Raw genomic sequence first — 23,318 nt, 5'->3', positions numbered from 1 at the left:
TGGTGCTGTGTCACGCTTACTGTAACAGCGAGCGCAAGACAGCAGCAGCCTCTGCCTGATCCAGCGTTTGCTGCTCGCCACGGCGCAGATCTTTAATCACGACCTGACCGGCTTTGACCTCGTCCTCGCCTAACACCAGTGCGACGCGAGCGCCCCACTTGTCAGCACGGGCAAACTGTTTCTTGAAGTTGCCGCCGCCAAAGTTGGTCATCAGCCTCAGTTCTGGCGCTTCATCACGCAATTTCTCAGCCAGCTGCATTGCTGCAGACTGCACGCCCTGACCTGAAGCGATAACATAGACATCCACATTGCTCGTCGGTTCAAATTCAGGATTAACCGCCTGAACCAGCAGCACCAGACGCTCCATGCCCATGGCAAAGCCAACGGCAGGTGTTGCGCGCCCACCGAGCTGCTCAACCAGGCCATCATAGCGACCGCCACCACATACCGTGCCCTGTGAACCCAGGCTATCGGTGACCCACTCAATCACGGTGCGATTGTAATAATCAAGACCGCGTACCAGACGCTGATTGACGGTGTAGCTGATCCCGGCGTCATCCAGCAGGGCACACAGGCCGCTGAAATGTTCACGTGATTCGTCGTCAAGATAGTCGCCAAGCTGTGGCGCATCATTCAGTAACTGCTGGATATCAGGATTTTTAGTGTCGAGAACGCGCATCGGATTGGTGTACATGCGGCGTTTACAATCCTCATCCAGCACCTCTTTATGCTGTTCAAGGAAGGCGACCAGCGCGTCGCGGTAATGCGCGCGTGCTTCCAGCGAACCGATAGAGTTGAGTTCCAGACGAACGTGCTCAGAGATACCCAGGGCTTTCCACCAGCGGGCATTCAGCATGATCAGTTCAGCATCGATGTCCGGACCCTGCAGACCAAACACTTCCACGCCAATCTGGTAGAACTGACGATAGCGGCCTTTCTGCGGACGCTCATAGCGGAACATCGGGCCCATATACCACAGGCGCTGCTCCTGGTTGTAGAGTAAACCGTGTTCAATACCGGCTCGCACGCAACCTGCAGTGCCTTCCGGACGCAGCGTCAGGCTTTCACCGTTGCGGTCTTCGAAGGTATACATCTCTTTTTCAACCACGTCGGTGACTTCACCGATGGCGCGTTTAAACAGTGGGGTTTGCTCCACCAGCGGTAAGCGAATTTCGCTGTAACCGTAGCTCGCCAGCGTCTGCTTGAGAACGCCTTCAATCCGTTGCCAGAGGGCGGTATCCGCAGGCAGGTAGTCGTTCATCCCGCGAATCGCCTGAATATTCTTCGCCACGTTAGAATCTCTTAATGCAAAAAAACCTGTCCGGCATCATACCTTATGAGGATGAAACCGCACAGGTTCAGTCAAAAAAGTCACGCACGCAAACCGCGTACGCCATTATTTTTCCAGATGCTGCACATCAATACGGCGACTGGCATCCAGCATCGACGCTTTAGCACGAATGCGCGCTTCCAGCTGATCGATCATGTCATTGTTGTCGAGACGATCGCGCTGACGCACACCATCTTCGTAGAAACCACTCTTCTTGCTGCCGCCGGTCACGCCCAGCGTAGAGAGAGTCGCCTCGCCGGGTCCGTTGACCACGCAGCCGATAATGGAGACATCCATCGGGGTGATGAGGTCTTCCAGACGCTGCTCCAGCGCGTTGACCGTGCCGATAACGTCGAACTCCTGACGTGAGCAGGTCGGACAGGCGATGAAGTTGATGCCACGAGAACGGATGCGCAGTGACTTGAGGATATCGAAACCGACTTTGACTTCTTCTACCGGATCGGCGGCCAGCGAGATACGCAGCGTATCGCCGATCCCTTCTGACAGCAGCAGACCCAGTCCAATCGCCGATTTCACTGCGCCAGCCCGCGCGCCGCCCGCTTCGGTGATACCGAGATGCAGTGGCTGTTCAATCTGTTTCGCCAGCAGACGATAAGATTCAACCGCGAGGAAGACGTCAGAGGCTTTGACGCTGACTTTGAATTGATCGAAGTTAAGACGGTCGAGATGATCGACATGGCGCATGGCAGATTCCAGCAGCGCCTGCGGCGTCGGCTCGCCATACTTTTCCTGCAGATCTTTCTCCAGCGAACCGGCGTTCACGCCGATTCGAATCGGAATATTGTTGTCGCGCGCGCAGTCGACCACCATACGGATGCGCTCATTGTTCCCGATATTACCGGGATTGATGCGCAGGCAGTCGACGCCATACTCGGCGACTTTCAGGGCGATGCGGTAGTCAAAATGAATATCTGCAACCAGCGGGACGTTTACCTGCTGTTTGATCAGCCTGAATGCTTCTGCGGCATCCATGGTAGGCACCGAGATACGAACGATGTCGACACCGACTCGCTCAAGGGCTTTGATCTGATTTACCGTCGCCTCCACGTCAGTGGTGCGGGTGTTGGTCATCGACTGGACAGCGATGGGTGCGCCGTCACCGACCGGCACCTTGCCGACGTAAATGCGTTTGGATTTACGACGGATAATGGGTGCTTCGTTATGCATATTTCTTCTCCACAATTGCCCGGTACGCGATACGCTGTTATTGCGCACCCAACGTCAGGCGAGCAACCTGGTTATTACGGATAAAACGACTTAAATCAACGGGCTGATTCTGATATTGCACCTGAACAGCGGAAGGCGCGCCAATTTTCAGACGATACGGAGGCGTTCCTGCGAGGCTGAGTTTACCACCACTGCGCTGAATGCCGCTGAACAGTTTTTTGCCGGTGGCATCGCTCACTTCCAGCCAGCAGTCGGCGTTAAAGGTCATCACCACCGCATTAGGGTCAGCAGCCGGTTCACTGACCGCCGCTGCACCTACTGGCATCTGAGGTGCCGTGCTGTTATTGGTATTCGTGTTAGCGGCCGCAGGTGCAGCCGCTGAGTTGTCCACGGGCGCCTGGCTCGGTGAAACCACGGCATTGCTGGTGGTATCCGGCTGTGCGGTGGTCGCGCTATTGCTGCCAGTGGCGGCCGGAGCCGCACTCGCTGGCGCACTGGCTGCGCTGTTGTCACTTGTGGTATTGCTTTCGTCAGGTGCGGCAGGTGCCGCGCTGTCACCGCTGGATTCACCCAGCGGAATGGACTGGCCGCTATCACCGCTGCTGCTGTTCTGATCGGTCATCGGCACCAGATCATCCTGCGACTCTTTATGATTCTGCCACCACCATGCACCGGTCAGACCCACCACCACAAACACCACCAGCCAGGTGAAAATCATCAACCAGCCGTCACGTTTCTTGCGGCGTTTGCCCAGTGAGAAACTTTGCATCGGCTCGATCTTTGAAGCCCGAATCGGTGTCTGTTTCGCCATCATCGGCAGCAGTTCCTCTTCAGGAATGTGCACCAGACGCGCGTAGGAGCGAATGTATCCGCGCAGGAACGTGGAGGCCAGATCGGCAGGCGATTTGTCTTCCTCGATATCACGCACGGTAGAAAGTTTCAGGCACAGGCGTTCAGCGACGTTCTGCTGCGTCAGCCCCATCTGCTCACGGGCCAGACGCAGGCGTTCACCTGTTGAATGTAATGCAGAGTTTTCTTGAGTGGCTTCAGTATTCATTAGCTAAATAACGCTGGTACTGTATCGATTGCGGAAAACGTCGCGCTAACTGGTCGCCATAACGTGAAACGTCAGCGGCATCTCCCTGTAGCGCGGCGAAACGTAAGTGTAACGCCAGACTTCGTGCCGTTGCGGGCAGCTGTTGCTGGTAAATATCAAGCAAAACCTGCACCTTCGCCAGATGGTTATCTGCCAACTGCTTTTCAGCTTCCGACAGCAGCGAATCAGCTTTGCGTCTGTCAGCCTCAATGGCCTGGCGTAGTGTCCTGCGGGCAGCGGCAATATCGCCAGCCTGCAGATAACAAAACCCTGCCAGTTCAAGCGCGTCATTGCGTGCATCAAACTGCGGTGCTGCGCTTGCCCGACTAAACTGTTGATGCGCTTCGCCATACTGCCTTAAAGCGCAGAGAAACGCACCGTAATTGTTAGCAACAAAACCATTATCCGGGGCCTGCTGCTGTGCCAGTATAAACCGTGCCTGCGCCGCTGTCTGATTACCCTGCTTCTGCGCCAGTCGAGCCAGCGCAAGCGAGACCCGGTAATCCTCTGGCGCGGCGGCCTGTGCCCGCAGAAAGTTTCGCTCAGCTGCGGCATAGTCGCCACCCGCCAGATAGTGCATCCCTAACTGCAGACGCACCTCTTCTGCTCCGGGTTCGTGATGCTGGCTGACACACCCGCTTACAACAAACAGCGCCAGTAAAACTGCCGGTAATCCGTTACGCATAATCGTTTCCATCCGCTTGACGTTGACAGGCTGCAGCCTGCCACGCGTCATCACTTCAGGAAACGCTCTGAGTCACTCTTCTAGAGAGCCTTCACAGAGATGGCTTCACCCGCCATTTTTTTACGCATCGTACGCTTGGTACGGTCGATCACCTCACCGGCTAACTGACCACAGGCGGCATCGATATCGTCGCCACGGGTTTTACGCACGATGGTCGTAAAACCATAGTCCATCAGGACTTTGGAGAAACGATCGATGCGGCTATTGGAGCTACGGCCATAAGGCGCGCCCGGGAAGGGGTTCCAGGGGATCAGGTTGATTTTACACGGTGTTTCTTTCAGTAATGCGGCGAGTTCATGCGCATCATCTGTGCTGTCATTGACGTGATCCAGCAACACGTACTCGATGGTCACGCGTCCCTGATTGGCGTTAGATTTGCCAATGTAGCGTTTCACCGCCGCCAGGAAGGTTTCGATATTGTACTTTTTGTTGATCGGGACAATATCATCACGCAGCTTATCGTTAGGCGCGTGCAGGGAAATCGCCAGCGCGACGTCGATCATATCGCCCAGTTTATCCAGCGCGGGCACCACACCCGAAGTGGAGAGGGTCACGCGACGCTTCGACAGACCAAAACCGAAGTCATCCAGCATGATCTCCATCGCCGGGACCACGTTATTGAGGTTGAGCAGCGGCTCGCCCATGCCCATCATCACCACGTTGGTGATAGGACGCTGGCCGGTGATTTTCGCTGCGCCGACAATTTTTGCCGCGCGCCACACCTGACCAATAATTTCTGACACCCGCAGGTTACGGTTAAAGCCCTGCTGTGCGGTCGAACAGAATTTACACTCCAGCGCACAACCCACCTGTGAAGAGACACAGAGCGTGGCGCGGTCCCCTTCCGGGATATAGACCGTTTCCACCAGCTGGTCGCCCACGCGAATGGCCCATTTGATGGTGCCGTCGGTAGAGCGCATCTCTTCTGCCACTTCTGGCGCACGGATCTCCGTCAGCTCCATCAGCCGGTTACGCAGCTTTTTGTTGATGTCGGTCATCTGCTCGAAGTCATCGCAGCAGTAGTGATAAATCCACTTCATGACCTGATCGGCGCGGAAAGGCTTTTCGCCCAGCGACAGGAAGAATTCGCGCATCTGCTGACGGTTGAGATCCAGCAGGTTTATTTTCTGGCTTTTGGGGGAGACGACAATAGGGGATGCTGACGCGGACGTCACAATCTGTTCGGACATAATATTCTCTGGCCTCGTTGTTACACGTTATGGCGCTGTTCAGTGATAGGTGAAAAAAATTGCGCCTTCATTAAGCTGAGTCAATGAAGGCGCAATATTGTACAACATCTGCAGCCTGATAACAGGCGGGAGTGACCTCCCCTACGCAGATTTTTGTAAAGCCGACGTAACGTTTATCGCCAGGCGATTAACGGGTACGTGGGCAGATTTCGTTTTCGCCAAAGAAATAAGCGATTTCGCGGGCAGCGGATTCAGCAGAATCTGAACCGTGCGTGGCGTTTTCGGTGAAGCTGTCAGCGTAGTCAGCACGCAGTGTGCCAGCCAGTGCGTTTGCCGGGTTAGTCGCACCCATCAGGTCACGGTGACGCTGAACGGCATTTTCACCTTCCAGCACGGAAACAACAACCGGGCCAGAGGTCATGAATTCAACCAGACCATCGAAGAATGGCTTGCCCTGGTGCTCAGCGTAAAAACCTTCAGCCTGCTCTTTGCTCAGCTGCAGCATTTTTGCGCCAACGATTTTGAAGCCAGCGCTTTCAAAACGGTTGTAGATAGCACCAATCACATTTTTAGCGACGGCGTTTGGCTTGATGATAGAAAAAGTACGTTCGATTGCCATGATGACCTCTGTCTTAACGTTCTGAAGAAACCGGTGGCGTCCGCCCCGGTTAAGAAACGGCGCCGATTATAGGGGCTGAGTCCGGCATTGCCTATCAGAGATCCCTAATTTGATGAAAATTCTTGATCTGAGTCGAAGCAGACGCGCCATAGTTATGATTTAGCGCAAAAAATCGTCAGCCCCGGCTGAAGGTGACGGAGACAAGTTGCCCCTCTTCATCCATCACCACCAGCTGATACTCGCCCGGATGATCGAGCTGCAGCGACAGGCTGTCTGCGGCGTTCTGCGTCATCAGAGGCTCACCATTCAGGAACCACCAGCGCTGTGTGCCCTGCCCTCCCTGCACCGCGACCGGCATTGTCAGCGCGCTCCTGCCCGGCAGCGGTCTGACAATTTGCCCCTCAATCACGCCGGTAACGATCAGCGGTGCGCTGCTGCCCTGCTGTAACGGCGGACACCGGGCATCGACAGGGGGCAGACGTTGCGCCCGCCGCTCCTGAGGCGGCAGCCAGGCCTCCAGCGGCAGCGGCCAGACCAGCCGTTCATGGCGGGTGGCGCCGGGGCAGTCTGCTGCGACGCGCAGTCCCTGCGCATTCTGCCAGTAGGCCAGGCGTAATCCGCTGAGGCTCTCCTGGCCGGGAGCCAGCAGTGTAGGCGGCAGCGTGTCGGCGGCGACCCAGCTTTGCCGCCGCTGGCGACAGTTTTCGTCTCCGGCGGGCAACGGCTGACCGCCAGGCCAGCAAATGCTCGCCACCGTCACCGAGGCCGGGCGCGGATCGCCCGGAACGTCACGTCTGCCGAGGCGACTCATCAGCAGGCTGTTGATCTGATTCATGACGGGCACGGCAGAGGCAAAACCAAACTGCCCGGCAACCGGCGTCGCATCCGGTCTTCCGACCCAGACGCCAATCAGATAACGGGGATTGATCCCCACCGACCAGGCATCGCGGTAGCCATAACTGGTGCCGGTTTTCCAGGCCAGTGGCACCACATCGGGTACGCTGCCATTGCCCGCGGGCTGCGCTTCCCCGGCCAGGATACGCCGGATGATCCACGCCGACTCAGGCGAAAGCAGCGGCCGCTGCTGTAAGGGTTGATCGGGCATCCAGCGCAGCTGGCCGGCGTTGCCGTGGCGAGCAAAGGCGCTGTAGGCAGCCACGATCTCATCCATGCGCGCTCCGGTGCCGCCGAGAATCAGGGAAAGATTAGGTTCAGCGCCGGGGGGAAAACGCAAGTTCAGACCGACATTGCGCAGGCGCGCTGCAACGTTTTTCGGCCCCAGCGCCTCCAGAAGCTGCACCGCAGGCAGATTCAGCGACCGCACCAGTGCGTCACTGGCGCTGACCGGCCCGTGAAATCCGGTATCGAAGTTGCCTGGCCGGTAATCACCAAAGCGACGCGGCACATCCTGCAGCAGTGATTCAGCATGAATCAGCCCCTCATCCAGCGCCATGCCGTAAATAAAGGGTTTTAACACCGAGCCTGGTGAACGCACGCTGGCGATCATATCCACATGGCCAAAACGGCTGTCATCGGTAAAGTCAGCCGAGCCGACATAGCCGCGAACCGCCATGGTGGTGTGATCCACCACCAGCATCGCCAGCGAGGTGCGTGGAGGAAGCTGATTTTTAACATTCAGCGCCAGGCTTTCCAGTTCGCGCTGCAGTGAGGGGTCAAGCGTAGAGACAATCTTATCGCTGTGGCTGATCGACAGCAGTCGCCGGGCCAGCAGCGGCGCCATCTGTGGCATCTGGCGCGGCGGCAGCCACACCGGCTCCTGACGGATTTCCGCCACCTGTTCAGCGGACCAGATGCGGTATTCCGCCAGCCGATCCAGCACTTTGTTGCGTGCGGCTTCTGCCCGCTCCGGCCAGCGATCGGGCCGCAGACGGCTGGGTGCCTGCGGCAAAACGGCCAGCAGCGCCGCCTCGCCCGGCGTCAGCTGTGACGGGGCTTTTCCCAGCCAGCTCCAGCTGGCCGCGCCCACCCCTTCCAGCGTGCCGCCAAAGGGCGCACGGTTAAGGTAGAGCGTCAGGATGTCTCGTTTGGAAAGATGCCACTCCAGCTGCAGCGCCCGCCACGCCTGAATCAGCTTGCCGCGCAGCGTTCGGGGTTGCGGGTCGATAAGGCGTGCCACCTGCATGGTCAGCGTGCTGCCTCCGGAAATCACGCTCTGATGGCGCAGATCCTGCCAGGCGGCGCGCAGCAGAGCCAGGGGATTGATGCCGGGGTGATACCAGAACCAGCGATCTTCATAGGTCAGCAGCGCCTGCAGATAGGCCGGAGCCACCTCCTCTGGCGTGACCGGATAGCGCCAGATCCCCTTGCTGTCTGCAAAGCGCCACAATGGTGTACCGTCGCTGGCAACAATCACCCGCGCAGGTTGCACCTGTTTAAGCGGCAATGGGAAAAGCCGATCCAGCCCCCATGTCGCCAGCCACAGCGCCAGAAAAAAAAGCGGCAGCGCGAGCCACCACTTTTTGATGCTGCTGACGTTTACCACGCGTCGCGTCACTTACTGAATATGCAGCTGCGACGGCGTGCTGCCGGTGGCGCGCCACTCCGGCACATACATCGACTCGACCTGCGGTGGTGGCATCAGATAGCGCCCCGGTGTGACCGCCCGCGCCAGGTAGACCAGCGTCGCGGGACGATAAGTATCCACCGACAGTGCCGCCACAAAGCGATCGTCACGGAACTCAATGTGTCTGATGTCAGCCTGCTGCATGTCACCCATGCTCTCCTTCAGCGCATCCGCACTGTCGCCGAGGCTGGCGCTGCTGTCTGCCAGGTTCTGGTTTTCCAGCTCCAGACCGGCAGGCAGCAGATCCACCACCAGCGCATCGGTGATGCTGCGCTTCGACGAAACGGTCAGACGCACCACCAGCAACTCGCCGCTGCGCAGATTACTGAGATCGGCGGCTTTGCCATCCAGCGTAAAGTATTCACGTTTTATCCCGAGCACATTGCTCTCCGGCTGTGGCGCGGCCAGCGGATAACCGGTGACATCCAGACGACCATACAGCGGCGCACTGCCCGGATTACTGATGGCTAAGCCCTGCAACAGTCGTTCAGCCCCCAGCCCTTTATTCAGTGGCGCATCGCCCTGCAGAGGCTGTGCATTGCCCGACAGTTGCGCCTGCCAGCTTCCGCCCTGCGCACGCTGCAGAGTATGCGCTGCTAAATAGAGCGCGTTATTCTCCTGAGTCGAGAACCAGCGCTTGCCGTTGACCTCTTTTGACAGCGACAGCAGCAGACTATTCTGCAAATCAGGCTGCAGCTTATTCTCTGCTAACAGGGCTATCATCATCCCCTCATCGCGCACCGTGCTGCCATAGTCGCCATACCACTCTTTATCTGAGCGCGTCAGACTGGCACCCTGCATGATCGCAAGCGATGCGCGCTGCCCGTCACCCATCAGCTTCAGCGCCATGCCAAGCTGCATCAGCGCCAGGCCGGAGCGGGCCTTCTCACGCTTTTCATACAAGGCGCGCAGCGCACCCAGCGGCGCACGCTGCTGACGCGCCAGCACCAGTCCGGCGTAAGCCTGCACGCTGAACTGCAGCGCGGCGTTGTTATCACTGCCGCCGCCGCTGATCTGCGCGGGATCCTGCAGATAGCGCAGCAGCCGTGCGTTAGCGCGGTCAACTACATTATCCGGCAGCGCATAGCCCGCCTCGCTGGCGCGAAGCAGGAAATCGGTCACGTAAGGCGTCAGCCAGAACTCCTCCTCACTCTGTTTGTCCCACAGCCCGAAGCTACCGTTGGCCCGCTGCATGCCTGCCAGACGGGCAACGCCGGTGTCGACGGCGGCCCGGCGCGCCTCATCACTGCTGGTTTTTATCCCCATCGCGGTCAGCTCGGCATGGCTGGTGTAGAGCGACGGCCAGAGGCCGCTGGTGGTCTGTTCCAGACAGCCGTAGGGATAGGCGTAAAGCGCACTGATATAACTGGCGATATTGAGCGGCGGACGATTGCTCAGCGTCAGCTGTCCACTCAGGGTCTGAGCATCAAGGCCGGTAAACGCGGTTGCCGCGACCTGCCAGGGCTGATCGGGATTGATGACGGCATCGAAATTCAGCGTCCGGGCCGGATAAGGTGGTCTGACGCCGATTTTCCACTGCTGTTTGCTGGGCTTCACCTGCTCGCCCGGCAGGTTCAGACCTGAAATCTGCACGGCAACCTCGCCATCACCAAAGCCGGTTTTCGCCATGACCGGAATCTGAAGTGTGGTACGCGCGCCTTTGGCCAGCGTCACACTCTGGCTGGCAGCCCCGGCCAGATCCACTAAGCCACTGCTGCTCAGATCCACCTTCAGAGTTTGCGGCAGATCGGTCAGGTTAGTGAGATCCAGCGCCAGTGAGGCTGTATCGCCGCTGGCAAGGAAGCGCGGGGTGGCCAGTTCGCTGATCAGCGGCGCCGCGACCACCAGTTTACGTTCGGCCGCGCCGAAGCTGTCGTCGCTCCATGCCTGGGTCATCAGCCGCAGTTCACCGTTAAAGGCCGGGATCGGCAGCGTAATCGATCCGTTGCCCTCTTTATCCAGCGTCACCGCCTGTAACTGCTGCGCCACGATATTGACGTGCGTCACTGGCTTTTTGCCGCCGCGCGTCATCGATTCATCTTCGCCATCACCACCAAAACGCAGCGCCGCGAGCCGGCCACCGCCTTCGATCAGCTGGCCAAAGACGTCATACTGATCGACGTTGTAGCGTTTACGGCCAAAGAAAGCCTGCCACGGATCGGGCGTTTTAAAATCCGTCACGCTCAGAACGCCGCTGTCCACCGCTGACAGCAGTACATTCACTTTTTCAGGCAGCGGGCCGCCATCACGACTGGCGTGGACTTTTACCGTCAGGCGTTGCTCAGGACGGATTTTATCGGGCGCATCCAGCGTCAGATTTAAGCGGCGCGCCTCCGTCGCCATCGGCAGATGCAACAGCCCCACCGCGCGTTTTGGCGTTGCGCCACTGACCTTATCGCCGTCACGCACCACGATGGCGCTGAAGTAGAGATCGTGACGCTGCCAGCTCTCAGCAACAGGGACATCCACCGTTGTGCCGCCCTTTGGTACGGTCAGTGGCTGCCACCAGAGCGTGCCGCTGCTCGACTCCACCATCAGGTAACCTTTACCGGCCGCCGGTGACTCAACCTGCAGATGCACGGTATCGCCCGGCTGGTAAGCCGCTTTATCCAGCTTCAGTCTGACCTGATCCGGGCGCAATGCACCCGTGCCGTTGGTGTTATCCTGCCAGTCATAACCCGCCTGGAACCGGACGCTGCTGACGATCTTCTCGCCCGCCTGCACTTCCAGCCGGTAGTGGCCCCACTCGACCGGGAAGCTGACTTTGGTGCTGCCATCAGCCGGGACAGAGATGGCGCGTTCATCTTCCTGCAGATCCTTGTCGCTATACTGCGACTGCCAGCCTTCGCTGTCAGAGAAGCTCCAGTAGTAATCATGGCGTTCACGGATCAGGCGAACATCCAGCTTCTCTGCCGCCAGTTTTTTGCCCTGACTGTTGGCATAGACAATGTCGAATTCGGCCAGGCTCTGTTCCGGCACGGTCGGCTCATCGTGATAGCTGTCACTGCGGTAGTCATAAACCGCCTTGTTACCAAACAGCGGCCGGATACCCGGCAGCGCTTCAGCGGGCCAGATGGCCTGGGTGGCACGACGGGTGACCGGACGTCCGCCGGTTTCCAGCAGGCTGGCCTGCAGGATCAGATTGAGCGGGGAGTGGAGCTGATGCCACTGATTTTCTACCGTGAGTTGTGCTTTACCGCTGGCGTCGAGCTTGAGATCCACCTCATCCAGCGTCCGCTTTAACCCCTCTTCGGTGATGTCACCAAACTGATAGCCTGGCAGTGCAGTCACCGCCTCGCGTGCCGGTCGCAGATAGAGTTGCCCCTGTAGCGTGTTACCTGCTGCTGGGGCGCCATAGAGATAGCGCCCCTCAATACCGAACTCAACACTGGCATCAGCGGCCTGTGGCTGAGGGTCATTTTTCAGGGTTAACGCCATACGCTCTGGCAGAAAATCTTCGACGTGAAACTTCCACTCTCGCTTGAGGTTATCGCCGGTATTCAGTCGCAACATCCAGTCGCCGGTCATGGCCGACGCGGACAGCGCCAGTCGCTGCTGGTAGAATCCCGCTTCAGGCTGCCAGACAAAAGTCCGCATCACCTGGCCATCGGGCTGCACCAGCTCCGCTTTGATCGGCTGCGCGGGCAAGGGGTGTCCGTCGGCATCGCGAAGCAGCGCATTCACGATGACCGTTTCGCCAGGACGATAGATATCGCGCGGACCAAAAACAAACAGCTGTTTGTCATAGCCCTGCGGCCCCGCGACCGGGAATTCAGCGAGATCCAGCGCCGGACGCGCCAGGTCGATCATTGAGGTCTGTTCTCCCTGAATTGCCAGCAGGAGCTTGCCTTTTTCATCCGCCTTGAGGCTCAGATGACCGGTGCTGTCACTGGTACCGCTTTGCAGCACCTGCCCCTTCTCATCCAGTAACCTGACGCTGACCCCGGAAAGCGGCTGACCGTCTGCCAGACTCTGGGCGAACAGTTCGAACCGGGTCGGGAAGCGATGCAGTGACAGGCCAATATCGCTGAGGGTGAAAAGCGTGGCGGGCTGGCTGTAGCGATAAGTACCGGCCTGCTTCATCACCGCCAGATAGACGCCCGGCTGCTGAAGTGCGGTAATGTCACGCATCGGCAGCTGCAATTTTTCACGCGTGTTACGCGCCGGGTTGAGCTCAAAGCGTCCGCTATAAACCAGCTGGCTGCTTTTCAGCAGCTCCTGCGACTGCCAGCTTGAGAGGTTGTTGCCGTAATTCCACTGCGAGAGAAATTCCGCCAGGCCGGCATTCTTTATCCGGAAGAAATCGACATCGACCTGGTCAACATTCAGCGCCAGCACCGGCAGTCCCTGGGTGATACGCAGCGGCAGCAGTGAACCGCGACTGGCAAAGCCCACCATCGGCTGGATATCACGGGTGGCGATTTTCTGACTGTAATCGGCGGGAAGCGTCTCTCCGCTGGCCGCGCGCAGTCCCGCATCCACCGTGACGGTGAAGTGACGCGACGGCTCGGGATGGCGGAAGCGCAACGTTTTGCGGTTAGCAGAAAGTTCCCAGCCGCCATCCACCCGGCCCTGTTTATCGTCGGTCAGCCTGACTTTTTGCGCGATATCCTGTTTATCATCAAGCGGCTGACTGAAGGTTAAGACCAGCGCAGCGGCATTATCAATCTGCAGTTCCGAGAGATCGATAATCGTCAGCGGTTTGCTGACCTGGGAGGTTGCGGGTGCTTCTGCCGCCTGGAGAGGCAAAACAGGTAACAGGGTCGCTGACAGCAGCGAGCCACCGATCAGCATGCTGAGCAGCAGCCGGGTATTGCGTTTCTTCATGGTAGTTCCTTCACCGGGACGCAGGGAGTGTCGTTTGATTACGCAGCGCAATTTCATATCAATGCTCGCATTTAATCAACGCTTCTCTTGAGATGGTGCGCACATTCCCTGACACTGGTATGACAGATTGCTGAGATGAGGTTGTTATGACGACGCCACTGTTTGTGTCCGCCGACTGGTTACAAGAGCACTACAACGATGAGCGGCTTCAGGTGCTGGATGCACGGTTGTTGCCACCCGGTATGGAAGCGGTTCGCGATATCCAGGCCGAATATCTGGCGGGTCATTTACCCGACGCCCCTTACTTCGATATTGAAGCGCTTTCCGATCACACCAGCCCTTACCCCCATATGCTGCCCCGCGCCGAAAGTTTTGCCGTCGCGATGCGTGAACTGGGTGTCAGCAGTGATAAGCACCTGGTGGTGTATGACGAGGGTAATCTCTTTTCTGCGCCACGCGCCTGGTGGATGCTGAAAACCTTTGGTGTGGCTCAGGTGTCGATTCTGGCCGGGGGCTTGCAGGGCTGGAAAGAAGCTGGTTTTGCGCTGGCAACCGGCGAAGTGAATCTGCCGGAAGGTGAGTTTGAGGCCCACGCAGATGAAAGCCGGGTGAAACGCCTGACGGACGTACTGCTGATCAGCCATGAAGGCGGCGCACAGATTATTGATGCGCGTCCTGCCAATCGCTTTAACGCCGAAGTGGATGAGCCGCGTCCCGGATTGCATCGCGGACACATTCCCAACAGCCTGAACGTGCCGTGGAACAGCCTGGTTGAACAGGGAAAACTCAAGCCGGAGGCGGAACTTCAGACGCTGTTTGCCGATGCGGGCGTCGATATTACCCAACCGGTGGTCGCCAGCTGTGGCTCAGGCGTGACGGCGGTGGTGGTGATTCTGGCGCTGACGGCGCTGGGCGCACGGGATGTCACACTGTATGACGGATCCTGGGGCGAATGGGGCAGTCGCGACGACTTACCTATCGCGAAATAAAAAACAGGCGGCCCATGAGCCGCCTGTTTACTTTGTTGTCTCAGATAATCCGCTCACTGCCCCTGAAGTCGCGCAGGAAACTGCCCCAGCGACGCTCATAGAATGGCGTGATGTGGGCGGTAAAGAAGTGGCTGATGCCGCGATCGTTCAGCGTCACCTCACAGATATCAACCGGCGCATCGTCCGGCAGCGTATCGGTTGCCACGCTGCCCGCCGCCTGAATGATCGTCTCAATATTGCTGTCCGCTTCAATGCCAATCAGCAGATTGGGCGCTTCGTCAGCCCGCTCACGGATACTGGCGATAAACGCGCGACGCACCTGCTTATGCTTGCTGAAGAGCTGAGTCAGTGAGTCGATCATCTGCGCAGGGGGTTCAGCCACCTCAGACAGCAATAATGACTGTCCGCCTTCCAGCACGGTTTGCTGGCTTAGTGCACTGCCCTCTTCAGCCAGCAGATGGGTGATCTCGGCCGCAGTAAACTCTTTACCGGAAGGCAGTTTGGGATTGAGAAACAGCGTCTCGCCACGTGTAATCTCAAACAGCGTCCGTACCGGCAGACGCAGCCAGGACTGCTCACCGCTCACCGCTTCACTCATCGCCTCTTCTGACGTGAAAAAAGGAATGATGCTGCTGCCATCCTCTTTTTCCCAGTGCTGCAGATCAACGGGCGTGCTGGCATCAAGCTGTTGCGTGGTGCTTTCACCTGGCACCCACGCATCAGATTCCAGCAGCAGCTGAAAAAATTCGGGCCGATGGGCAGGCTCAGTGGCCGCCAGCTTCAGCACCTCTTCAAGACGATTCATAGTTTCCCTCTGAACAGCGGCGGCATCAGCCACCGCTGAGATCGGCTTATTTCAGTAACAGATTGGCGAGGGTACGCACGCCAAGACCTGTTGCACCCGCCGCCCACTGGTCAACTGCGCCTTTGCGATAGGTCGCGGAGCAGTCGATGTGCAGCCAGCCCTGCTGATAGTTACTGACGAAGTGTGACAGGAACGCTGCCGCGCTACTGGCACCCGCCGCATGTGACGGGCTGGCGATGTTATTGAGATCGGCGAAGTTAGACGGCAGATGGCTGCGATGGAATTCGGCCAGCGGCAGACGCCAGAAAGGTTCGTTCTCACTCACCGCGCTGCCCATCAGCGACTGTGCCATCACATCATCAAAGGTAAACAGCGCATGGTAATCGTTGCCCAGCGCCGTCTTGGCCGCACCGGTCAGCGTCGCAGCATCGATGATCATCGTCGGGTTCTGCTCGCTGGCGTCGATTAAACCGTCGGCCAGGACCAGACGCCCTTCCGCATCGGTGTTCATCACTTCCACCGATTTACCGTTGCGATAGCGAATGATATCGCCCAGTTTAAAGGCGTTGCTGCTGACCATGTTATCGGCACAGCAGAGGTAGAGTTTGACGCGCTTGTTAAGACCGCGCGAAATCGCCATGGCCAGCGCGCCGGTGACGGTCGCCGCGCCGCCCATGTCAGATTTCATTGAGTCCATGAAGCTGCTCTGCTTCAGGCTGTAGCCACCGGTATCAAAGGTAATGCCTTTACCGACCAGACAGGCGTAGACCGGGGCATTGTCGTCGCCGGTCGGGTTGTAATCGAGCGCCAGAAATACCGGCGGACGATTTGAACCGCGTCCAACGGTGTGCAGGCCCATATACCCCTGTACCCGCAGATCGTCGCCTTTGGTGATGCGATAGCTGACGGCGCTACCGCCCACTTCACTAATCAGATCGACTGCATTGTGTGCCAGCTGTTCCGGCCCCAGATCTTCCGCAGGCAGGTTAATAACGTTGCGAACCCAGTCGATAATTTTCAGACGGCGATCAAACTCCGCCTGCTCATGTTCGCCCAGCGCCGGCCACTCAACCTGGCGCTGGCCTTTCGGACCACGGAAGCCCTGCCAGAATGCCCAGCACTGCTCAAGGTGCCAGCCTTCGCCGGTCAGCGCTACATGGCGGATCCCCTGGCTGTCGATTTTGTGAGCCGCACGCTGAATGATATTCAGCGCATCCGCGCCGGTCAGATGCAGTGTCATGCCGCTGTCGTTGCTGCTGAGAATCGCTTTTTCGCCCCAGCGCGCATCGGCGGGCTGGCTGCTAAGCGTAATATTCATGGGTTGTGTGGTCATCGAAAAGCTCCATAATCGTTATCTGTTTCATCCAGCCTGATTGTTATAACGGCTTTAATAAGATGTTAAATATAATTCGCAGAGAGACCTGATAACAGATTCCGTCAGGTGTTGCCAGCGAAGTGCAAATATAGGCGCAATTTCCGGACTATGACCGGATATCAGGATTTCATTAAGGCCCGCAGACGGGTCACTGATTTCTGCACCAGGGCAATGGCGTAGTCGATCTCTTCCTCGGTAGTGAAGCGTCCCAGCGAGAAGCGCAGCGAACTGTGCGCCAGCTCTTCACTCAGGCCCAGCGCCCGCAATACATAGGAAGGCTCCAGGCTGGCGGAGGTGCAGGCCGAGCCGGAAGAGAGCGCCAGATCTTTCAGCGCCATGATCAGTGATTCACCCTCAACGTCAGCAAAACTGAGGTTAAGAATGTTCGGTGCGCTCTGCTGCAGATCGCCATTGAGGGTGACGTCGGGCAGTGTGCTGATGCCCTGCCACAGACGATCGCGCAGAGTCTGCAGGCGCGCCATCTCGGTTTCGCGCTCTTCTGCTGCGATACGATACGCCTCGCCCATGCCAACAATCTGATGCACCGGCAATGTCCCGGATCGCATACCGCGTTCATGTCCGCCGCCGTGGATCTGCGCAGCAATCTGCACACGCGGTTTACGCCGTACATAGAGTGCGCCGATGCCTTTCGGGCCATAGAGTTTGTGGGCAGAAAAGGACATCAAATCAACCGGTAACTGGCTGAGATCGATAGGCAGCTTGCCGACGCTCTGGGTCGCATCCACATGAAACAGAATCTCACGTTCGCGGCAGAGTTCGCCAAAGGCGGCGATATCCTGAATCACTCCGGTTTCATTATTAACGTGCATCAGGGTGACTAAAATCGTGTCGTCGCGCAGCGCCGCACGCAACTGGTCAGGCGAGATAATGCCGTTAGCCGCCGGGGTGAGATAAGTGACAGCAAAGCCTTCACGCTCAAGCTGCTGGCAGCTATCAAGCACCGCTTTATGTTCTGTCTGGCTGGTGATGATATGTTTGCCGCGCGCCTGATGGGCGTGAGCTGCACCTTTAATCGCGAGGTTATCGGATTCGGTGGCGCCAGAGGTAAAGATGATTTCACGCGGATCGGCATTGACCAGTTCGGCGATCTGATTACGCGCAACATCAACCGCTTCTTCAGACTGCCAGCCAAAACGGTGCGATCGCGAGGCCGGATTACCGAACGTGCCATCCAGCGTCAGAAACTGCATCATTTTGCTGGCCACACGCGGATCGGCCGGCGTGGTGGCGGCGTAATCCAGGTAAATCGGTAATTTCATTGCGCTACAGCTCCGTATAAAAAATCATACGTCTTTATAGCAGATTCGGCCCTGACCGCGTTAGCAGTAAGGGCCGCAACAGCGGGGATTACGAGGCGCGTTGGTTGACGTTAATTTCCTGCGTGCGCGGGCTCTGGAAGCGACGATTATCAATCGCATTCTGACGATCGGCTACATCCAGGATCTCCTGATTATTCACCAGCTCAGCCAGTGTAATATTGTTCAGGAAGTCACTGATACGCACGCTCAGATCGCGCCACAGCACGTGAGTCAGGCAACGCTCGCCGCCCTGGCAGCCTTCTTTACCCTGACATTTGGTGGCATCAACAGACTCATCAACGGCGGTGATCACTTCACCGACAGAGATGGTATTAGACGCTTTACCCAACAGATAACCGCCGCCCGGACCACGTACGCTGGACACCAGCTCATTTTTACGCAATCGGGAGAATAACTGCTCCAGATAGGAGAGCGAAATGCCCTGACGCTCTGAAATATCAGCCAGCGGGACCGGACCTTCATGGGAGTGAAGGGCAACGTCCAGCATTGCAGTAACGGCATAACGTCCTTTGGATGTCAGTCTCATAGCGTACGACCTCAATAGCGTCCGGTTATCGGAGGATTAGCAACAGATGCTCTGAAGTCTGCCATTCCCGAGTAAATTGGTCAACTATTTAACCTGGTAAATTAGTCAGGTATTTAACCTGGTAATTCACTCAACTATTATCTGCTTCTTTTTTATCGTTTTTTCGCTTTTCAAACGACGAAAGCATGCCGCGCAGGATGTTCAGTTCATCGCGTTCCGGGCGGGCGCGGGTGTAAAGGCGACGCAGTTTGCTCATCACCTGGCCAGGATTGGCTTCACGGATAAAGCCGCTATTCAGCATCATCTGTTCCATATGCTGATAGAAACGCTCCAGGTCATCCACCAGTGGATAAGGTGACTCTTCATACTGCGGCGGCGGGCTGGCCTGCTCCTGCGCCTGTAACCATGCCATGCGCACTTCATAGGCGATAATCTGTACGGCCATCGCCAGGTTCAGCGAGCTGTATTCCGGGTTTGCCTGAATCGCGACGTGATAGTGGCACTTCTGCAACTCGTCATTGGTCAGGCCGACACGTTCACGACCAAATACCAGCGCAACCGGTGCCTGCTGGCCCTCTTCCACGCTTTTCACGCCACATTCGCGCGCATCCAGCATCGGCCAGGGCAGCGAGCGGGAACGTGCGCTGGTGCCGACCACCAGACTGCATCCGGCAATGGCCTCATCCAGCGAGTCGACAATTTTTGCGTCGCCGATAACGTCGCTGGCACCGGCCGCGAGTGAGATAGCCTGTGAGTCAGGCTTGACCAGTGGGTTAACCAGATAGAGGTTGGTTAAGCCCATGGTTTTCATGGCGCGCGCAACGGAGCCCATGTTACCGGTGTGAGAAGTCTCGACCAGCACGATACGAATATTTTGCAACATGATTAGGGATACTCAGAAACGGGTCAGTAAAATCAGTAGAGAGAATATTAACATAAAGCAGGACATTTACCGAACACGCTGCTATACTCCGCGCCGTTTTCCCCGTTCTTTAACATCCAGCGAGAGATACCGATGCATCCAATGCTCAACATTGCCGTGCGCGCAGCGCGCAAGGCCGGAAATTTAATTGCCAAATATTATGAAACCCCGGACGCCGTCGAAGCCAGCCAGAAAGGCAGCAACGACTTCGTAACGAATGTTGACCGCGAAGCAGAACGCCTGATTATCGAAATTATTCGTAAATCTTACCCGAAACATACCATCATCACCGAAGAAAGCGGTGAACTGGCGGGCGAAGATCAGGATGTTCAATGGGTTATCGATCCGCTGGATGGCACCTCAAACTTCATCAAACGTTTACCCCACTTTGCTGTTTCTATCGCTGTGCGCATTAAAGGCCGCACTGAAGTCGCCGTCGTTTACGATCCAATGCGCAATGAACTCTTCACCTCTTCACGCGGTCAGGGCGCTCAGCTGAATGGCTATCGTCTGCGTGGCAGCACGGCCCGCGATCTGGATGGCACCGTTCTGGCGACCGGCTTCCCGTTCAAAATGAAGCAGCACGCGCCTGCTTACATGAATATCATGACCAAACTCTTTACCCAGTGTGCTGACTTCCGCCGCACCGGTTCTGCTGCGCTGGATCTGGCCTATGTGGCTGCCGGTCGCGTAGATGGCTATTTTGAGATTGGCCTGAAGCCGTGGGATTTTGCGGCGGGTGAACTGCTGGTCCGTGAAGCGGGCGGTCTGGTGACTGATTTCACCGGCAACCACGGCTATCTGCTGTCAGGTAACCTGGTCGCGGGTAACCCACGTGTGGTGAAATCGATGCTGTCGAACATGCGTGATGAACTGAGCGAAGCGTTAAAACGCTAAGTTTCAGTACAGAAAAAGGCGGCTTCTCAGCCGCCTTTTTTATTGCCTGTTACTCAGTGATGATTAACGACGTTCGTGTGACAGCACCTGACGAGGCTGAGTACGACGACCTACCATACCCATCACGCCTGCCAGCACCGCTTCGATGATCAGCAGAATCAGGGCATACCAGCTCGCTTTCGCAGTCGCGGCAGCGGCTTTTTCACCAGCTTCACGCGCTTTCTGTTCAGCCTGCTGTTTCAGTTCCTGATACTTCTGAACGGCCTGCTGATAGCTCTGTTCAGTTTTGGCCACGATCTGATCCACTTCCTGATCGCTTTTGCCGGTGCGCGCTTTGATAATATTTTTCAGCGCATCACGATCTGCTGCCTGCAGGGTATCGGAATGACGATCCATCACCCCTTTTAACCAGTTAGCCAGATCAGTATCCGCTGTCTGTGGATGGTTTGCGGTGTTGTTAGCCTGGTTTTCAGCATTCTGCGCTTCTTTATTTGCATCCTGCTTTAAGTTCTCTGGCTGTAATTCCGGTTTCCCGGTCTGGCGTAAAGTCGTTTCCAGTTCGTTCTGCAGGTTATCTAAATTAATATTACTCTCCTGCAGTTTGTCTTTTGCCATTTGGGTAACGGATGGCGCAGCGGCGGAAATACCACTCCCCAGCGCCTGGAAGCCTGAGCCCACAATATTCATCGCGCCGCCTAATACACTGGTCGCCAGCGCAATAGCCAGGTAAATAGTGAAAATTGTGCTAAGGCCAAACATCAGTAAACCGTGCAGTGCGCCTTCGCGCTGAGCCAGTCGGCCTGCAACATAACTACCTGCAGCCATCGCGACCAGCATTTCAATGGCAGTCCAGACCAGCGCGCCTGTGCCCAGGCCGTCGAGTGGATTCTGTTCTTTCATCGGATCAATGGTTGTTGCACCAATGGCGGTTCCCAGCAGCGTCAGAATAATGTGAACGATCAACGCACAAATGACACCGGCAAACACGGCGCTCCAGGAAATACGTTTTAACGGCAATCCAGCCGGCCCGGTCGCCAGCGTTTCGGTGTAGCCATTATTAATACGGGTATCAGCCATGAAATATACTCCTCGCAATAAACAGAAAGCGGTCTTGATCTTTTATCATCCCGACGGCGGAATGCCGTTTTGGTATTATCAGCGTAGACAGGGAATAGTCATTTCACCACTAAACCAGCCAGAGAAAAAAATAAAGAGATGAATTCAGAGATAATTAACGAAGAGAAGAGCGCAGCGGCAATTTTATTTCCGCTGCGCTTTTATTCAGAAAGGTCGAATTCCGCCACCCAGCGTCATCTGCGCTGACTGCCATAGCGCGATACCCGCTACGATTAAAATCAGGCTGCCGGTTAAGGCCAGCGCGGGGATCAGCAGTCGCGTCATGCCTGCGGCAACGCCAGGTTGAGCCAGCCGTTGCGCCACCGTGCGCGCCTGCTGAACCAGCAGGCCAATCGCCGAAATGGTCAGTGCCGTGCCCAGCGCCATCACCGCAGCAGAGATAACCCCCCAGCCATAGACACCAATCACTTTGGCAAACAGCAGCATCATAATCGCGCCGGAACAGGGACGTAATCCCATCGACACCACCACCAGCAGCTGGGTTTTCACGCTGAGATTGCCGCTCATCTGCTGCGGTGTCGGAAGATGCGCGTGTCCACATCCGCACTGATCGTCATGCTGATGGTGAGGTTTGAAGGCGCGAAATACCGGGGCCGGACGCGGACGCAATGTCCGCCACAGCGAACGCAGCGCCCGATAACCGATCATCACGCCCAGCCCGATCACCAACAGATAACTGCCCTTCTCCAGCAAGAAACTGCTGAGATGCAGCTGTCGCGATGACGTTTTCAGCAGCAACAGCATCACCGTCACCAGGACAATCGCCACCGAACCCTGCAGCAGTGAGGCGAGCAGCGTCAGCCTGATACTGGTTTTCACTCTGGTGGGATGGGTCGCCAGAAAAGTCGCGATCACCACTTTGCCATGGCCCGGCCCCAGCGCGTGCAGTACGCCATACAGCAGGCTGAATATCACCAGCGAAATGCCTGCCTGGTGGGGCTGCTCCGCAACCTGCTGTAGCAGCTGAGTCATCTGCCGATGCAGATCTTTTTGCCACAGTACGCTCTGCATCAGAATCTGCGGCCAGTAGAGCCAGACCAGCAATGCGCTGCTCAGCAGCACGCCCGCCATCAGCCACAGCGGCCAGAGGCGGGAAGCCCGTAACGGAGTGGAGATTACTGACATGTCAGTATCACCGTCTGGGCAAACTGGCGGCCTAAATCCATCTCCTCTGCAGGCGCGTCGGCTTTATCCAGCGACAGCGCATACTGCTTCAGTGAATCATTGGGCTTTGGCGTGTTCAGCGCGAACTTGCAGCGCGCCTGCAGCGCCGTCGGCAGCGTTAACGCACCGGGATTGTCATAGAACATATCGACGAAATAGGTGGGATCAAAAGTCAGGATCTCGAAGCGCTGCCCGGTCAGCTTCGGGGGTTCCGCCAGCGGCAGAATAAATTCCAGCACCGCTTTATGGCCGTTACGTGACAGGTTGTATTCGGTTGGCAGATTCAAAAACTTTACCCGCTGTTGGTTGTGCCAGATTTCAGAAAAGTAGTGCTGGCCCAGCACGTTCGCCATCACGCCTGCCGCCAGCTTCTTCCACACCACGCTGCCTGGTTTCGCCTCGCCCGCGTCATAAAGCAGATCGGCGGAGGTAATCTCATCCATGGTCCAGGTCATCTTTAATCCCGTAAAGGTGTCATCCTGCGCCACCAGTTCGGTTTTCATATCGATGAAGCTGTGAGGATGTGCCATTACAGCCGGACTTAATACCATCAAGAGGGCAAAGAGTGTGCGTTTCATAATGTT

18 protein-coding genes are annotated in these 23,318 nt (G+C 57.1%); 2 read left to right on the top strand and 16 right to left on the bottom strand.

All coding sequences use genetic code 11. The features are described from left to right. Positions 1-16: 16 nt before the first annotated feature. From hisS to GVJ63_RS14415, 8 genes are all read right to left on the bottom strand, one after another. Entirely contained in the window at positions 17-1,291 is a 1,275-nt protein-coding gene (hisS, locus tag GVJ63_RS14450; protein ID WP_010257545.1) for a histidine--tRNA ligase, read from the bottom strand. 105 nt (positions 1,292-1,396) lie between these two features. Beyond that, the gene (gene ispG, locus GVJ63_RS14445) at positions 1,397-2,518 is read right to left on the bottom strand and encodes a flavodoxin-dependent (E)-4-hydroxy-3-methylbut-2-enyl-diphosphate synthase (RefSeq protein WP_003848692.1); all 1,122 of its coding nucleotides are present in this window, start codon (positions 2,516-2,518) and stop codon (positions 1,397-1,399) included. Positions 2,519-2,555: 37 nt separating this feature from the next. Continuing rightward, on the bottom strand, positions 2,556-3,575 hold the full coding sequence (gene rodZ, locus GVJ63_RS14440; protein ID WP_033758630.1) for a cytoskeleton protein RodZ: 1,020 nt from the start codon (positions 3,573-3,575) through the stop codon (positions 2,556-2,558). Then, positions 3,565-4,299: a type IV pilus biogenesis/stability protein PilW gene (gene pilW / locus GVJ63_RS14435; RefSeq protein WP_031292207.1), complete on the bottom strand. Its 735-nt coding sequence runs from the start codon at positions 4,297-4,299 to the stop codon at positions 3,565-3,567. Before pilW ends, rodZ begins: the two co-directional genes overlap by 11 nt. An 80-nt stretch (positions 4,300-4,379) precedes the next feature. Beyond that, a complete protein-coding gene (locus GVJ63_RS14430; protein WP_010257560.1) occupies positions 4,380-5,549 on the bottom strand; it encodes a bifunctional tRNA (adenosine(37)-C2)-methyltransferase TrmG/ribosomal RNA large subunit methyltransferase RlmN in 1,170 nt (389 codons plus the stop codon). A gap of 187 nt (positions 5,550-5,736) precedes the next feature. Then, complete coding sequence (ndk, locus tag GVJ63_RS14425; protein ID WP_003848684.1) at positions 5,737-6,168, bottom strand: nucleoside-diphosphate kinase; 432 nt, start codon at positions 6,166-6,168, stop codon at positions 5,737-5,739. 175 nt (positions 6,169-6,343) lie between these two features. Next, entirely contained in the window at positions 6,344-8,683 is a 2,340-nt protein-coding gene (pbpC, locus tag GVJ63_RS14420; RefSeq protein WP_159227048.1) for a peptidoglycan glycosyltransferase PbpC, read from the bottom strand. Then, positions 8,684-13,579 (bottom strand): alpha-2-macroglobulin, encoded by a 4,896-nt coding sequence (locus GVJ63_RS14415; RefSeq protein WP_159227047.1) that lies wholly within the window; start codon positions 13,577-13,579, stop codon positions 8,684-8,686. 146 nt (positions 13,580-13,725) lie between these two features. Here GVJ63_RS14415 and sseA point away from each other — a divergent pair, with 146 nt between their 5' ends. Then, complete coding sequence (gene sseA / locus GVJ63_RS14410; protein ID WP_010257579.1) at positions 13,726-14,568, top strand: 3-mercaptopyruvate sulfurtransferase; 843 nt, start codon at positions 13,726-13,728, stop codon at positions 14,566-14,568. A 40-nt stretch (positions 14,569-14,608) separates the two neighbouring features. On the opposite strand, the gene sseB is transcribed toward sseA, so the two are convergent. From sseB to trmJ, 5 genes are all read right to left on the bottom strand, one after another. Continuing rightward, a complete protein-coding gene (sseB, locus tag GVJ63_RS14405; RefSeq protein ID WP_159227046.1) occupies positions 14,609-15,373 on the bottom strand; it encodes an enhanced serine sensitivity protein SseB in 765 nt (254 codons plus the stop codon). Between the two features lie 46 nt (positions 15,374-15,419). After that, on the bottom strand, positions 15,420-16,706 hold the full coding sequence (gene pepB / locus GVJ63_RS14400) for an aminopeptidase PepB (protein WP_033758640.1): 1,287 nt from the start codon (positions 16,704-16,706) through the stop codon (positions 15,420-15,422). A 161-nt stretch (positions 16,707-16,867) separates the two neighbouring features. Beyond that, positions 16,868-18,028 (bottom strand): IscS subfamily cysteine desulfurase, encoded by a 1,161-nt coding sequence (locus GVJ63_RS14395; RefSeq protein ID WP_010257588.1) that lies wholly within the window; start codon positions 18,026-18,028, stop codon positions 16,868-16,870. Positions 18,029-18,116: 88 nt separating this feature from the next. Then, complete coding sequence (iscR, locus tag GVJ63_RS14390) at positions 18,117-18,614, bottom strand: Fe-S cluster assembly transcriptional regulator IscR (RefSeq protein WP_010257591.1); 498 nt, start codon at positions 18,612-18,614, stop codon at positions 18,117-18,119. A 130-nt stretch (positions 18,615-18,744) separates the two neighbouring features. Beyond that, the gene (gene trmJ / locus GVJ63_RS14385) at positions 18,745-19,497 is read right to left on the bottom strand and encodes a tRNA (cytosine(32)/uridine(32)-2'-O)-methyltransferase TrmJ (RefSeq protein ID WP_010257594.1); all 753 of its coding nucleotides are present in this window, start codon (positions 19,495-19,497) and stop codon (positions 18,745-18,747) included. Positions 19,498-19,629: 132 nt separating this feature from the next. On the opposite strand from trmJ, the gene suhB reads away from it, so the two are divergent. Beyond that, entirely contained in the window at positions 19,630-20,433 is an 804-nt protein-coding gene (gene suhB / locus GVJ63_RS14380; RefSeq protein WP_008926709.1) for an inositol-1-monophosphatase, read from the top strand. A gap of 63 nt (positions 20,434-20,496) precedes the next feature. Here the strand turns inward: suhB and GVJ63_RS14375 are convergent, their stop codons facing one another. The 3 genes from GVJ63_RS14375 to GVJ63_RS14365 all read right to left on the bottom strand — a co-directional run bounded on the left by GVJ63_RS14375 (position 20,497) and on the right by GVJ63_RS14365 (position 23,312). Beyond that, positions 20,497-21,510: a TIGR04086 family membrane protein gene (locus GVJ63_RS14375; protein ID WP_010257601.1), complete on the bottom strand. Its 1,014-nt coding sequence runs from the start codon at positions 21,508-21,510 to the stop codon at positions 20,497-20,499. 204 nt (positions 21,511-21,714) lie between these two features. Further along, positions 21,715-22,695 (bottom strand): nickel/cobalt transporter, encoded by a 981-nt coding sequence (locus tag GVJ63_RS14370; protein ID WP_159227045.1) that lies wholly within the window; start codon positions 22,693-22,695, stop codon positions 21,715-21,717. Continuing rightward, entirely contained in the window at positions 22,686-23,312 is a 627-nt protein-coding gene (locus GVJ63_RS14365) for a DUF1007 family protein (RefSeq protein ID WP_010257608.1), read from the bottom strand. The genes GVJ63_RS14370 and GVJ63_RS14365 overlap by 10 nt, the downstream gene beginning before the upstream one ends. Positions 23,313-23,318 lie beyond the last annotated feature (6 nt).

The organism is Pantoea sp. 18059 (assembly GCF_902706165.1).
Taxonomy (GTDB): Bacteria; Pseudomonadota; Gammaproteobacteria; order Enterobacterales; family Enterobacteriaceae; genus Pantoea; species Pantoea agglomerans.
The sequence above is the reverse complement of the archived record's forward strand: the minus strand, read 5'-3'. Positions and strand labels throughout refer to the sequence as shown.

Coding starts and splice junctions, on each gene's coding strand:
- pilW (WP_031292207.1), bottom strand. CDS start 4,299: ATGCGTAACGGATTACCGGCAGTTTTACTGGCGCTGTTTGTTGTAAGC.
- GVJ63_RS14430 (WP_010257560.1), bottom strand. CDS start 5,549: ATGTCCGAACAGATTGTGACGTCCGCGTCAGCATCCCCTATTGTCGTC.
- GVJ63_RS14365 (WP_010257608.1), bottom strand. CDS start 23,312: ATGAAACGCACACTCTTTGCCCTCTTGATGGTATTAAGTCCGGCTGTA.
- GVJ63_RS14415 (WP_159227047.1), bottom strand. CDS start 13,579: ATGAAGAAACGCAATACCCGGCTGCTGCTCAGCATGCTGATCGGTGGC.
- sseB (WP_159227046.1), bottom strand. CDS start 15,373: ATGAATCGTCTTGAAGAGGTGCTGAAGCTGGCGGCCACTGAGCCTGCC.
- GVJ63_RS14375 (WP_010257601.1), bottom strand. CDS start 21,510: ATGGCTGATACCCGTATTAATAATGGCTACACCGAAACGCTGGCGACC.
- pepB (WP_033758640.1), bottom strand. CDS start 16,706: ATGACCACACAACCCATGAATATTACGCTTAGCAGCCAGCCCGCCGAT.
- GVJ63_RS14370 (WP_159227045.1), bottom strand. CDS start 22,695: ATGTCAGTAATCTCCACTCCGTTACGGGCTTCCCGCCTCTGGCCGCTG.
- sseA (WP_010257579.1), top strand. CDS start 13,726: ATGACGACGCCACTGTTTGTGTCCGCCGACTGGTTACAAGAGCACTAC.
- trmJ (WP_010257594.1), bottom strand. CDS start 19,497: ATGTTGCAAAATATTCGTATCGTGCTGGTCGAGACTTCTCACACCGGT.
- iscR (WP_010257591.1), bottom strand. CDS start 18,614: ATGAGACTGACATCCAAAGGACGTTATGCCGTTACTGCAATGCTGGAC.
- suhB (WP_008926709.1), top strand. CDS start 19,630: ATGCATCCAATGCTCAACATTGCCGTGCGCGCAGCGCGCAAGGCCGGA.
- ndk (WP_003848684.1), bottom strand. CDS start 6,168: ATGGCAATCGAACGTACTTTTTCTATCATCAAGCCAAACGCCGTCGCT.
- GVJ63_RS14395 (WP_010257588.1), bottom strand. CDS start 18,028: ATGAAATTACCGATTTACCTGGATTACGCCGCCACCACGCCGGCCGAT.
- ispG (WP_003848692.1), bottom strand. CDS start 2,518: ATGCATAACGAAGCACCCATTATCCGTCGTAAATCCAAACGCATTTAC.
- rodZ (WP_033758630.1), bottom strand. CDS start 3,575: ATGAATACTGAAGCCACTCAAGAAAACTCTGCATTACATTCAACAGGT.